Source organism: Nocardia sp. NPDC041819, from assembly GCF_055590505.1.
On the sequence record NZ_JBVJAP010000006.1, the window covers coordinates 146,042 to 158,316 of the forward strand.

The 12,275-nt window shown below is 66.1% G+C and carries 9 protein-coding genes and 2 pseudogenes; all 11 read right to left on the reverse strand.

Annotated features, from left to right (window positions below; all coding sequences use genetic code 11):
- Nucleotides 1-4: 4 nt before the first annotated feature.
- The 11 genes and pseudogenes from ACZ6DL_RS19655 to ACZ6DL_RS19705 all read right to left on the reverse strand — a co-directional run bounded on the left by ACZ6DL_RS19655 (nucleotide 5) and on the right by ACZ6DL_RS19705 (nucleotide 12,200).
- Nucleotides 5-1,720, reverse strand: coding sequence for an FAD-dependent oxidoreductase (locus ACZ6DL_RS19655; RefSeq protein ID WP_466052920.1), 1,716 nt, complete (start codon nucleotides 1,718-1,720; stop codon nucleotides 5-7).
- Nucleotides 1,698-1,964, reverse strand: coding sequence for a ubiquitin carboxyl-terminal hydrolase 14 (locus ACZ6DL_RS19660; protein WP_466052922.1), 267 nt, complete (start codon nucleotides 1,962-1,964; stop codon nucleotides 1,698-1,700). The genes ACZ6DL_RS19655 and ACZ6DL_RS19660 overlap by 23 nt, the downstream gene beginning before the upstream one ends.
- On the reverse strand, nucleotides 1,961-2,413 hold the full coding sequence (trxA, locus tag ACZ6DL_RS19665; RefSeq protein ID WP_466052924.1) for a thioredoxin: 453 nt from the start codon (nucleotides 2,411-2,413) through the stop codon (nucleotides 1,961-1,963). Before trxA ends, ACZ6DL_RS19660 begins: the two co-directional genes overlap by 4 nt.
- A gap of 14 nt (nucleotides 2,414-2,427) precedes the next feature.
- Nucleotides 2,428-5,061 (reverse strand): ATP-dependent chaperone ClpB, encoded by a 2,634-nt coding sequence (gene clpB, locus ACZ6DL_RS19670; protein ID WP_466052925.1) that lies wholly within the window; start codon nucleotides 5,059-5,061, stop codon nucleotides 2,428-2,430.
- Nucleotides 5,043-5,371, reverse strand: a pseudogene (locus tag ACZ6DL_RS19675) (chaperone modulator CbpM). The gene clpB and the pseudogene ACZ6DL_RS19675 overlap by 19 nt, the downstream one beginning before the upstream one ends.
- Entirely contained in the window at nucleotides 5,368-6,273 is a 906-nt protein-coding gene (locus ACZ6DL_RS19680) for a DnaJ C-terminal domain-containing protein (RefSeq protein WP_466052926.1), read from the reverse strand. Before ACZ6DL_RS19680 ends, ACZ6DL_RS19675 begins: the two are co-directional and overlap by 4 nt.
- Nucleotides 6,274-6,279: 6 nt before the next feature.
- Complete coding sequence (locus ACZ6DL_RS19685) at nucleotides 6,280-6,795, reverse strand: nucleotide exchange factor GrpE (protein WP_466052927.1); 516 nt, start codon at nucleotides 6,793-6,795, stop codon at nucleotides 6,280-6,282.
- An 8-nt stretch (nucleotides 6,796-6,803) separates the two neighbouring features.
- Nucleotides 6,804-8,687: a molecular chaperone DnaK gene (dnaK, locus tag ACZ6DL_RS19690; protein WP_466052928.1), complete on the reverse strand. Its 1,884-nt coding sequence runs from the start codon at nucleotides 8,685-8,687 to the stop codon at nucleotides 6,804-6,806.
- A gap of 7 nt (nucleotides 8,688-8,694) precedes the next feature.
- A pseudogene (locus tag ACZ6DL_RS19695) lies at nucleotides 8,695-9,187 on the reverse strand (YflT domain-containing protein); the annotation flags it as partial.
- Nucleotides 9,188-10,063: 876 nt separating this feature from the next.
- On the reverse strand, nucleotides 10,064-10,510 hold the full coding sequence (locus tag ACZ6DL_RS19700; protein WP_466052929.1) for a DUF6294 family protein: 447 nt from the start codon (nucleotides 10,508-10,510) through the stop codon (nucleotides 10,064-10,066).
- Between the two features lie 463 nt (nucleotides 10,511-10,973).
- Nucleotides 10,974-12,200 (reverse strand): FAD-dependent oxidoreductase, encoded by a 1,227-nt coding sequence (locus ACZ6DL_RS19705; protein WP_466052931.1) that lies wholly within the window; start codon nucleotides 12,198-12,200, stop codon nucleotides 10,974-10,976.
- Nucleotides 12,201-12,275 lie beyond the last annotated feature (75 nt).

Genomic DNA, 12,275 nt, shown 5'->3' on the forward strand with positions numbered 1-12,275 from the left:
GTCGTCAGCTCCTGTCGAAGTATTCATGGATTTGGCGAACCGCCATCGCTCCCTCACCGACAGCGGATGCGACCCGTTTCACGGAGCCGTTGCGGACGTCGCCCGCAGCGAACAGGCCGGGCAGGCTGGTTTCGAGCGTCCTCGCTGGCCGGTCGCCGATCCGCCGGTTGCCGTCCTCACGGGTGTGGACCGCGTCCACGCCCGTGAGGACGAAGCCGTGGTCGTCGAGTGCGATCGTGTCGGCCAGCCACCCGGTGTGCGGCACCGCCCCGATGAAGACGAACAGGGCGTGTACCCGGAGGGTGTCCTGTTCGCCCGTGTGATTGTTCTCGACCACGATCTCGTCGAGGTACTTCTCACCGTGGACCTCGCGAATCTCGGTATTCCGGTGAACGGTCACGCGCGGATGGCGCTCGATCTGGTCGACGAGGTACCGGGACATGCTCTTTCCGAGGTCACCGCTGCGGATGAGCAGGTGAACGTGGGAAACACGGTCCGCGAGAAAAACGGTGGCCTGTCCGGCGGAGTTGCCGCCGCCGACGATGGCCACAGGGTCGGTGCCGCACATCCGCGCTTCCTGATGGGTTGCGGCGTAGTACACGCTCGTCCCCTCCAGTACCTCGATCCCTGGAACCGCCAACTTGCGGTATCGCGCCCCGGTGGCGAGTACGACGGTCCGGCCGCGAACCGTGCCGCCGTCCGCCAGCCGGAGCACGTGGTGCCCGTCCTCGGACCCCAAATCGGTCACCTCCGCCGACACCAGGATGCGGGCGCCGAACTTCCCGGCCTGGATCACGGCCCGCTCCGCCAATTCGGCGCCGGAGATCCCTGCCGGGAAGCCCAGGTAGTTCTCGATCCGGGAGGAGGTACTGGCCTGGCCACCTGCGGCGAACGACTCCAGTGTCACCGTGTTCAACCCGTCCGAGGCGCCGTACACGGACGCGGCGAGGCCTGCCGGTCCCGCACCCACCACGACGAGGTCGCACACGTCCCGGACCGAGTCCGGGACCGGTAGCCCGACGATGCGGGCGAGTTCCGCATTCGTCGGATTGCGCAGCACCTTCTCGCCGTGCCAGATCACGACGGGAGTGTCCTCGGGGGCGACATCCAGGCTGCGCAGCAGTTGCTCTGCCCTTTCGTCCCGCTCCACATCGATCCACCTGTGGGGCAATCGGTTTCGCATGGCGAACTGCCGAAGCCGCAATGTATCCGGTGAATAGCAGGAGCCGATGATCCGGAACCCCGAACCGAGCCCGATCAACAGGTGCCGGCGCACCAGATAGGCGCGCAGGATCAGATCGCTGAGCACGGGATCGTGGGAAACCAGCTCGCGCACCCGCTCGGCCGGGACGACGAGCGTCTCGCCGTCCTCGATCGCCTCGGCGGTGAAGAACGCGACCTGGCCTTCCAGCAACCCGAGCTCGCCCAGGAATCGGCCGGGACCGTGCACGCGCAGTATCCGGCGTTCGCCGTCTCCGTCGCCCTCGTCGATGATCGCGACCTTGCCCGAGAGGATGACGAAGAAGTCGTTGCTGGGTTCACCCTCTCGGATCAGCACCTCGCCGGCGCGAACCGATCGACGCGTGCCACCGACCTCGAGCGTCGCGACCTGGTCACCCGTCAGCCGCGGGAATGCTCCCAGCTCGTCCGGAGTCTCGTCGTCGACCGGCGGAGTGCCGCGGACGGGAGCGGCGTCCTCAGACGAAGTTCTGGTCGACATAACACCAGCGCCAATCTTCACCTGGCTCCATCGACTGGACGATCGGATGGCCGATGGCGTGAGCGTGCGCGCTCGCGTGCTTGCCCGGCGAGGAGTCGCAGCAACCGACGTGTCCGCACGTCAGGCACAGCCTCAGATGTACCCACGGGGTGCCGAGGCGAAGACATTCCTCGCAGCCCTGCGGGGTCCGGGGTACGACGGGCCGGATCGCGGTCACGTGTGGGTCCACATTCACAGAAGTCATGGCTTCGTCTCCTTGCCTGCATTTTCCGAGAGCGCCTGATCGAGCCATGTGCGCAGTTGTGGTACCGGAGCGGCGCCCGCCTGCCGAGCCAGAACAGCGCCCCGGTCCATCACCAGCAGAGTCGGTACGGCGCGGACGGTGAACCGTTCAGCCGTCTTGGGCGCAGCATCCACGTCGATCTTCACCAGCTTGATCCGACCCGCGCGTTCCCTGGCGAGCTGCTCGAGCGCCGGACTGACCATGCGGCACGGGCCGCACCACGTTGCCCAGAGGTCGACGAGCACAGGCACCGAGGATTTCTCGGCGACCTCCGCGAAGTCGTCGTCCCCTGCCGAGGCGATCCAGGGCAGCGGTTCGTGGCAGTTCCCGCAGCGCGGTTTTCCTTCCCCGGCCGCCGCTACCTTGTTGACCTTGCCGCAGTTCGGGCACTTCACTTTTTCGGATCCCATGACGGCACCTCTTCTCAGGCCGCCGCGACGGCGGGTTCGGCGTACGCTACGGCGAGCTCGCCGCCGTCCACCGTGACACGGATGGTGGCGCCGGGTTCGATCTCGCCGCGCAACAGCGCACGACCTATCTTGGTTTCGACCTCGTGGGCGATGTATCGCCGCAGCGGCCGCGCACCGTAGACCGGGTCGAAACCGTGTTCGGCGATGAGCCGGCGCGCTTCCGGCGTGATATCCAGGTTTACCTGCCGCTCCGACAACCTGTTGCGAAGATCGGTGAGTTGTAGCTCGACGATGTGCTCGATCTGGGGCAGCGTGAGCGGGGTGAACATCACGATGTCGTCGACCCGGTTGAGGAACTCCGGACGGAAGTGCGCGCGCAGTTCCGCCAGCACCCGCTCCCGGGCATCCGGTTTGATCTCGCCATCGGCTGTGACTCCCTCGAGGAGATACTGGGATCCGATGTTGGAGGTCATGATGATCACCGTGTTCCGGAAATCGACCTGCCTGCCTTGAGAATCGGTGATCCGGCCGTCATCGAGCACCTGCAGGAGGGTATTGAAGACGTCGGCGTGGGCCTTCTCGATCTCGTCGAAGAGCACCACGGAGTACGGCTTGCGGCGCACCGCCTCGGTGAGCTGGCCGCCCTCGTCGTATCCGACGTACCCGGGAGGCGCACCGATGAGCCTGCTCACCGTGTGCCGCTCCTGGTACTCGCTCATGTCCAGGCGCACCATGTTGTCTTCGCTGTCGAAGAGGGCACTGGCCAGTGTCTTTGCGAGCTCGGTCTTTCCCACGCCCGTAGGGCCCAGGAAGATGAACGAACCGATCGGCCGGCGCGGGTCACGGATACCCGACCTCGCCCGGATCACCGCGTCTGCGACCAGTTGCACCGCCTCGTCCTGGCCGACGACCCTCTCGTGCAGAATCTCATCGAGCTTCAACAGCTTCTCCCGCTCGCCTTCCTGCAGCCGGGCGACCGGGATACCCGTCCATGCGGCCACGATCTCTGCGATCTCGTCTTCGGTGACCACTTCACGCAGCAACGGAGTCCGGCCCTGCCGGGTGGCCAGTTGCTCCTCCGCCGCCTCGAGTCTGCGTTCCAGCTCGGTGATCTCGCCGTATCGCAACTCGGCGGCCCGGTTGAGGTCGTAGTTGCGCTCCGCCTCCTCGGCCTCGTGGCGCAACCGTTCCAGCTCTCCCCGCAGCTCCTGCACCCGCCGGATCGCCTGCCGCTCGGCCTCCCACTGAGCGTGCCTGGCGTCGGCCTCGGCCCGCAGGTCGGCCAGCTCCTTGCGCAGCTCTTCAAGGCGCGCCTTGCTGGCCGCGTCCGTTTCTTTGGACAGCGCGGCCTCTTCGATCTCCAGCCGGGTCACTTTCCGGGTGAGTTCGTCGAGTTCGGCGGGCATCGAATCGATTTCGGTGCGTTGCCGAGCGCATGCCTCATCGACCAGATCGATCGCCTTGTCCGGAAGGAAGCGGTCGGTGATGTACCGGTGCGAGAGGGTAACGGCGGCAACCAGGGCGCCGTCCTTGATCTTCACGCCGTGAAACACCTCGAGGCGTTCCCGAAGTCCGCGCAGAATCGAGATCGCATCCTCGATGCTGGGTTCATCGACGAGAACGGTCTGGAAGCGGCGCTCCAGTGCCGCATCGGATTCGATGTGCTTGCGATACTCGTCGAGAGTGGTGGCACCGATCATGTGTAGTTCGCCGCGGGCGAGCATCGGTTTGAGCATGTTGCCGGCGTCGAGAGACCCGTCGCCACCGACTGATCCCGCGCCCACAACGGTATGTAACTCGTCGACGAATAACAGGATGCGTCCCTCGGCCGCCTTCACCTCCGACAGCACCGCCTGCAGTCGCTCCTCGAACTCGCCGCGGTACTTCGCGCCGGCCACCAGGGAACCCATGTCGAGCGAGAAGATCGTCTTGTCGCGCAGGCCCTCGGGCACGTCGCCGCGGACGATCCGCTGTGCGAGGCCCTCGACGATCGCGGTCTTACCGACGCCGGGGTCGCCGATCAGCACCGGATTGTTCTTCGTCTTCCGGCTCAGGATCTGCGTTACCCTCCGGATCTCGGCATCTCGGCCGATGACCGGATCGAGTTCGCCTGCCCGTGCCTCGGAGACGAGATCGCGTCCGTACTTCTCCAGCGCCTCGTAGGCCCCCTCCGGAGTCGCCGATGTGACGCGCTGATTGCCGCGCACTGTGGTCAAGGCGGTGAGGAAGGACTCTCGCGTGACCCCATGACTGGCGAGGACCCGGCCTGCCGCAGTGGCCGACCCCTCCTCGGAGAGGGCCATCACGAGATGCTCCACTGACACGTAGGAATCCTTGAGTCGCTTCGCCTCCCGTTCCGCGGCGTCGAGCAGCTTGGCCAGGCGCTGGGTGATCATCACCTGACCGGGCGTCGCGCCGGGGCCGCTGACCTTCGGCCTACGCGACAGTTCACGTTCCAGATCGGATCGCAGGGCATCGACGTCGGCGCCGGCCTGCTCGAGCAGTCGGGGTACCAGCCCCTCCCGCTGATCGACCAACGCGAGCAGCAGGTGCTCTCCGTCGACCTCGGTGTGGCTCATTCTGGTCGCTACATTCTGGGCTTCCTGCAGGGCTTCTCGCGACCTTTCAGTCAGGCTGCCGGTGTCCATGGGGTGTCCTCCTTCTGCGGGAAGCTGCTTCGAGTTTCTCGATTCGATCCAGCAGATCGAGCACGAGCCCGATTGCCGAGTAGTTCAGGCCCAGACCGGTCCGCAGCCGTTGGATGCGGGCGGCATGGGCCACTTCGGATGGTTCGAACCACATCTCGCCGCCGGCGTCTCGGTGGGCGTCGAGCAGGCCGAGCGCCACAAGCCTTCGTGCCAGGTCCGGGTGCAGCCCGGTACGTTCGGCGAAGGCATCTGGCGACAATCCGGGACGGCGAACCAATACGTACCGGGCGACCGGGGTCGGGGTGCTCATGTTTCTTTCCTCGGATCGAAGTTCGATTCGGTGGCCAACTGCTCGAACAGCTCGCGCTCACGTGCTGTCGGTTTCGACGGCACCATCACCTTGATCTCGGCGTAGAGGTTGCCGTTGGCCCCACGCGGATTGGGCATTCCTTCTCCGCGCAACCGCAGTTTCCTTCCCGTTGACGAGCCCGGTACCACTTTGACTTTCGCCTCGCCACCCGGGGTGGGAACGACGACGGTCGACCCGAGTACCGCCTCCCATGGCGATACGGGCAGGTCCACGTAGATGTCCCGGCCCTGAACCCGGAACCGGGAATGCGGCTTGATCCGCACCACGAGGTACAGATCCCCGGGCGGCGCGTCACCGTTGCTCCGCCCGCCCTGCCCGGCCAGCCGGATTCTCTGGCCGTCCAGGACGCCGGCGGGAATGTCGACGTCGTACTGGCGTCCGTCGAGTCTGAGTGTGCGTTTGCCGCCCCGATACGCCTGTTCCAGAGTCAGTTCCAGTTCCGCTTCCTGATCGGCGCCGGGAATCGGCCCGTACCCGCCGGCGCCGCCGAACATCTGCCCGAAGAGGTCCTCGAAGTCGACCGCGCCCTCGCCACCGAAACCTTGACCGAAGTGCACCCTTCTGCCCGCGCCGCCGTACCCACCGGCGCTTGCCCGGACCCGTTCGTCGTAGTCCTCGGGCACACGCCGGAAGTCCTCACCGAATCGGTCATAGCGTTTCCGGGTGTCCGGGTCGGACAACACTTGGTAGGCCTCGTTGGCCTCCTTGAACTTGTCCTCCGCAGTGGGGTCCTTGTTCACGTCCGGGTGATACTTGCGCGCCAGCTTGCGGTACGCCTGCTGGATTTCGTCGACGCCGGCGCCGCGCGGGACACCGAGCGCTTCGTAGTAGTCACGCGCCATCGGTGCTCACCCCTCGGGTCGGCTGACGACCACAGAGGCGGGACGCAACTGCCGACCGTCCTCCCCGTAGCCCGGGCGCAAGACCTCGATCACGGTCCCGGGGGGAAGTTCGGGTTGGGCCACCACGCTGACCACTTCGTGTAGCTCCGGGGAGAACGGCACACCGACCTCGTCGTGGCGCTCGAAGCCGAACTGCGCCAGCACCTGCACCGCCTGGTCCCGGATCGCCTTCACGCCCTCGACGACGGCCTGGGGATCGCTGCCCGCATGGGCCAGCGCGAGCTCCAGATTGTCCAGCACCGGGAGCCACGCAGCGGAAACCTTCGTCACCTCCGCGGCGCGGGCACGGTCCAGATCCTTGGCAAACCGCTTGCGCAGGTTGTCCAGATCTGCAAGGGCCCTGCGCCAGCGGTCCTCGAGTTGAGCCAGCTCGGCCGCCGTGTCGGTGCGATCAGGCGCCGTCTCGGCCGGATCCCCGTCGGTCGCCGACTCGGTCGTCGAATGATCTGCAGACCTTTCCATCGTGTGCCTCAGCTTCGATCGAATTCGGCGTCGATCACGTCGTTGTCATCCGACGACGCAGCGTCTCCGCCGCCTGCCCGGTGTCCGTCTCCGCCGCCGGACTGGACCGGTGCGAGCCCATAGAGCAGCTGCTGCAGCTCCGAGGTGAGTGGCTCTACCTCCGCGGGGGGAGCATTGTCTTTCACGGCTTTCCTGGCGTCGGCGATCAGCATCTCGGCGCGTGCCCTGTCGTGCGGTGGGGCACTGTCGCCGAGTTCGGCGAGTCGCCGTTCCACTTGATAGGCAACCGAATCGAGCGCGTTGCGCGCGTCGACCGCCTTGCGCAGCGCCTCATCCTCGGCCCGGTTCCGTTCGGCCTCCGCGAGCATGCGCTCGACCTCACTCTGGTCCAGGTTGCCCTGCTCACTGATGGTGATGCTCTGCTCCTTACCGGTGTCCTTGTCGCGGGCGGTGACGTTGAGGATGCCGTTGGCGTCGATGTCGAACGTGACTTCGACTTGGGCCTCGCCACGGGGTGCGGGGCGGATGTCTTCCAGCCGGAACCGACCGAGCACCCGGTTGTCGGCGGCCCGTTCGCGTTCGCCCTGCAGCACCACGACATCCACTGCGGACTGGTTGTCTTCCGCGGTGGCGAACACTTCACTGCGCCGGACCGGGATCGTCGTGTTGCGCTCGATGATCTTGGTCATCACCCCGCCCTGAGTCTCGACGCCGAGGGACAACGGAGTGACATCGAGCAACAGCACATCGGAGACCTCGCCCTTGAGCACGCCCGCCTGGACTGCGGCACCGAGCGCCACGACCTCGTCCGGGTTGACGCTCATGTTGGGGTCCTTGCCGCCGGTGAGCCGGCGAACCAGCGCCTGCACCGCCGGAATACGTGTCGAACCACCGACCAGAATCACCTCGTCGATGTCGTTGGCGGTGACCTTGGCGTCACTCATCGCCTGCTTCACCGGGCCGAGGCAGCGTTCCACCAGATCCGCCGTCAGATCCTCGAACTTCGATCGCATGATCGTGGTGGTGAGGTGCTTGGGACCGTTCGCGTCAGCGGTGACGAAGGGCAAGTTGACCTGGGCCTGCGTTACCGAGGACAACTCGACCTTGGCCTTCTCTGCTGCCTCGAAGAGGCGCTGCAACGCTTGCGCATCCTTGCGCAGATCGATGTTCTCCGCACGCTGGAATTCGTCGGCGAGGTAGTCCACCAGCCGTCGGTCGAAGTCGTCGCCGCCGAGATGGGAGTCGCCGGCCGTGGAACGAACCTCGACCACTCCCTCGCCGACGTCGAGCAGGCTCACGTCGAAGGTGCCGCCGCCGAGGTCGAAGACCAGTACGGTCTCGTGGGTCTGCTTGTCCATGCCGTACGCCAGTGCCGCGGCGGTGGGCTCGTTGATGATCCGCAAAACCTCGAGCCCTGCGATCCGGCCGGCGTCCTTGGTGGCGTTGCGCTGCGCGTCGTTGAAGTATGCGGGAACGGTGATGACCGCTTCCTTGACCTTCTCACCGAGGAACTTGCTCGCGTCGTCGACGAGCTTGCGCAGCACGAGGGCACTGATCTCCTCCGGCGCGTACTTCTTGCCCCGCACCTCGAATCGAGCCTCACCGTTGTCACCCGGTACGACGTCGAAACTGACCGCTTTGGCCTCCTCGGAGACCTCGTCGTAATGACGTCCGATGAAGCGTTTCGCCGAGTATATTGTGCCCTTCGGATTCAAGATCGCCTGCCGCCGGGCGAGCTGACCCACCAGCCGCTCCCCACTCTCGGTGAACGCCACCACCGACGGCGTCGTCCGCGCTCCCTCGACATTGGCGATCACCACCGGCTCGCCGCCTTGCCAGCTTGCTATGACCGAGTTCGTGGTGCCCAGGTCGATACCTACAGCGGTCGCCATGACTCAATTCCTTTCGATCGGTCCGGCCGGCGAGCAGGCGGACGGCTTCGTCCGCGACCTCGACGTCGGCGAGGACTCGTGTGGTTGCAAAGACTGGATTGAGGTGAAGTCGCGCCGACCGCCCTGCAGCGCGTACATGAGCAGGCCGAGCAGGGCGCCGACAACAGCGCCGAGCACCAGCCCGTAGCAGGCGAGCACGAGGCGCGAGCAGCGGCTGGACCCAGTCGAGTAGTTCCGAAGATCCAGCCGAACAGTGCGCCAGTCAGCGCGCCCGTGGCGGCACCTCGCAGAGCGGCCCAGCCGTAGTTCAATCGGCCGACGACCTGCTCGACCAGCTCGATGTCGCGACCGGCGATGGCCGATTCGTCCACCGTGAAATGCTGATCGGAGAGGTAGTCGATGGCGCTCTCAGCGTCGGCGTAGTTGTCGAACGTTGCTACTACCTGACGGGCAGGTCGGCTCGGATGTACCGCGGAGGTTCCACGAACGGACTCTGACATCACGCCCCCTGGGCGTCGATGATTCGGCGTTCGCCGAGCCGGCGCGGGCCAGTTCGGCGTCCTGCCGGTCGGTCAACCGCTTGAACTCACGGACGGCTCAGTCCTCATCCGCCTGTGGGCGTCGACATAACGGGAGACGGTGGCGTCCACACCCTGGGGCACAAATGCCCGCCGGAACCCGCTCGAGGCGGCCGGTGCGCGCACTCCGGGCATCAGCCACTACTCCGGTGCTTCCCTGAGTAGAACTCCCGATACGAAGGATCTTCACAGCTGAGCGGTGTGACAAGGTCCCCGCAAGTGGAAAGTAGGAAGCCGATTACGCCCCACAGTATAGTCACGGGAGCACCGGGAGTCACAGCTCCTTGCCCCCTTGCGCCGGAGCAGCGGCCACCCGCGCGAGGACTTCACCGACGAGGCATCGTCATCCTGCTCATGGCCGACGCTGGGGTCGGCGACACCACCTGGCGAGGCCGCCCCCTACGCTTGGCGTAGCCCTCATAGGCGGCCGGTACACGAACATCGTCACCTCGGCCAACGATCGATTCGATTGGACCGCTGAGCACGATGCCGTCATTGCCGTAGAACTTCTGTAGTAGACCCGTCACCGAATGCGCCAGAGCCAAGTTTCACTGGCCGCTCTCACGTCCCCGAGGCTGTGCCGCTTCCGAGGCGCTGACGCGGCGATCGCCTGATCCACGCGACGAGGTTTTACCGCAGCGGACGGATTGCTCTTTTGGGATCGAAACGACGTGGATGACCAGTAGCTCAGAACTGCACAATCAACATAGCCCGCTCCGTTTCGGGACCATTGTCGATGCTGCTCACATCGGGCCAGGCCGGCGGAGCCGAAGCGACCACACGGAGTGGGCTGAGGACTCAGCAGTGATTCTGCAATTCGATGCGCCCGATGTCGTCGAATACCTCTGGGCGGAACGTCGCGTGGAACTCCCAGGGGTATTGTCGGTCCGAGTCGGGCAGATTGATCACGAATCTGGTGTTGTCATCGACCGGTCGCTGCTCGCCCGCGACGAGGTGACCCAAGTGCCGACCGTCTCCGCTCACCAAGCGTGCGTGCATGAGCCACGCGTCGTTGTCGTCGCCGCTGGTGACCTTCGCAGTGAAATGCGCTGTGCCATCGTACTTCAGCACCCAGTGTGCACCGGCGAACATCGTGCAGTCCCCGGCGTGCATGTCGCGATCCCACCAGAACACCTTGGGCGGCTTGGGGTCTTGTTGGGCGGTGGCGCTGCCGGTGACGGCGGTAACGGCCAGCAGAATGCCCGCCACGAGTGTGAAAATTCTGCGATGAGTCTGTGTGACCATCGTTGCCCCCTGATCGGCAAGAGTTGGTGAGCATGCCGTGCTCCTAGAAAGTATCGCAGGCGAATGCTCAACCGTTGGCGCGATTTCGCGCACTGCTCCTCGACGGACTACGACCCGCGCACGCCCGGACCGACCATCGACTACCGACCCGACAGGCTGCCCGCCTTCGTGTCGCACCCCTGCGGGCCCGGCAGCAAGAGTTCCTCACAGTTTCGGTGCCTAGAGCAACTCCCGCTGTGCTGCAGCACATTTGGTCATGAATCCACAACAAGCCAGGGATGCGCGAGCCAGGATGCAAGTGCGAAACCGCCCGCGCGAACTTGCCGATCTCAGAGAGGCATCCCACTGGAGTTCAGACGGGTTCGAAGGGTTCCTGATGGCCAGCTCGGACCCACCCGCGACCGGCCCGTGTGCGTGCGCGAGACCCTGGTTCGAGTGCAGGGCACGGACGTCGCGCGGCTCGTCAATGATGTAGCCGGGCGGCTGCGGCCAGAATCGGGGTGCTCACGGCGGTGACTGCGGCGCCGAGTGTGGTGTCGGTGGCCAGGATCCATCGGACGGTCTTCATGGCCAGCGTGAGGACTTCGCTGCCACGCTGACGCATGTCGGCCTCGAAATGTTCCACGGCGTCGGTGAGGGTGGCGGTGCCGGCGGCGCCGTTCATGTGCTCGAGCAGGCTGGCGGCGTCGCGGATGGCGGCGCCGGCTCCCATTCCGGCGGTGGGTGGTGTGGCGTGGACAGCGTCGCCGAGCGCGGTGATCCGACCTGCGGGCCAGGGCGCGAGATCGCCCGCGCGGGTGGAGGCGGCGTTGAAGCGGAACCCGGCCACGCTGTGCGGGTCGGCACGTGCGATGACCTCGAGCGTGTGCTCGGCCCAGCCCCGCTTGCGAAACCGGCCCAGCAGAGCGGCCTGCAGCGCACCGCCACGCAGGGAGTCGGTGCCGGCGGATTCAGGGAACATCGCGCCCCAAATATAGGTCGGTCCGGTGGTGATCGACGTCCGCAGCTCGGGAGCGTCGAGCGCGGCGTTGCCGACCGGGTCGAGAAAGCCGATATAGAGCGCTGCCCCGTGCGGGCCGATCGCCAGCCCCGATCGTGGCCCCAGTCGCTGCTGCTCGCGGAAGCTGAGGTCTCGCACGAGGGTGCGGCCGGAGAACCCGATGATGCCCGCCGGTCTGTTTGTCGGGCCTCCCGCCAGGTGGCGGGCTACCACCGAGTGGGTGCCGTCCGCGCCCACCACCAGATCCGCCGAGATCGGCGCCCGGTCGGTGAACAGCACCTGGGGCGCGCCGTGGTCGTCGTGGCCGACGCCGGACGCGCTGCATCCCAGGTGCAGGTCATCACCCACCGCTTCGGCCAACAACATCCGTAGGGTGATCCGATCCACGTCGACACTGCCGCTGCCACTCAGATCCGGCCCGTGGCCGAGCAGTCGGCCGCGACGGTCCCAGAACACGTCACGCTCGCGCAGCCGCAGCGCCGAACCCGATGCCAGCAACCGCTGCATGATCTTCGGTTCCACTAGATCTTTCAGCGCCGACTGCGCCCGCTCGTCCAGGGTGATGTGGTAGCCGCCTGTCGCCGCCACGTCGGTGTCGCGGTCGAATACCGCAACTTCGAACCCCCGGCGACGCAGGCCCGCCCCCAGTGCAAGCCCGCCGATCCCGCCACCGACCACGACCACCCGCATACCCGACCGTCCTCTCTGCCACTGCACGCTGAACAGAACCCACCCTGACATCGGTAGTGGACACCGAGTGGCCAC

Bases quoted from the DNA above. Each gene is read 5' to 3' on its own strand.
- ACZ6DL_RS19655 (WP_466052920.1), bottom strand. From the start codon at position 1,720: ATGTCGACCAGAACTTCGTCTGAGGACGCCGCTCCCGTCCGCGGCACT.
- ACZ6DL_RS19660 (WP_466052922.1), bottom strand. From the start codon at position 1,964: ATGACTTCTGTGAATGTGGACCCACACGTGACCGCGATCCGGCCCGTC.
- trxA (WP_466052924.1), bottom strand. From the start codon at position 2,413: ATGGGATCCGAAAAAGTGAAGTGCCCGAACTGCGGCAAGGTCAACAAG.
- clpB (WP_466052925.1), bottom strand. From the start codon at position 5,061: ATGGACACCGGCAGCCTGACTGAAAGGTCGCGAGAAGCCCTGCAGGAA.
- ACZ6DL_RS19680 (WP_466052926.1), bottom strand. From the start codon at position 6,273: ATGGCGCGTGACTACTACGAAGCGCTCGGTGTCCCGCGCGGCGCCGGC.
- ACZ6DL_RS19685 (WP_466052927.1), bottom strand. From the start codon at position 6,795: ATGGAAAGGTCTGCAGATCATTCGACGACCGAGTCGGCGACCGACGGG.
- dnaK (WP_466052928.1), bottom strand. From the start codon at position 8,687: ATGGCGACCGCTGTAGGTATCGACCTGGGCACCACGAACTCGGTCATA.
- ACZ6DL_RS19700 (WP_466052929.1), bottom strand. From the start codon at position 10,510: ATGGTCACACAGACTCATCGCAGAATTTTCACACTCGTGGCGGGCATT.
- ACZ6DL_RS19705 (WP_466052931.1), bottom strand. From the start codon at position 12,200: ATGCGGGTGGTCGTGGTCGGTGGCGGGATCGGCGGGCTTGCACTGGGG.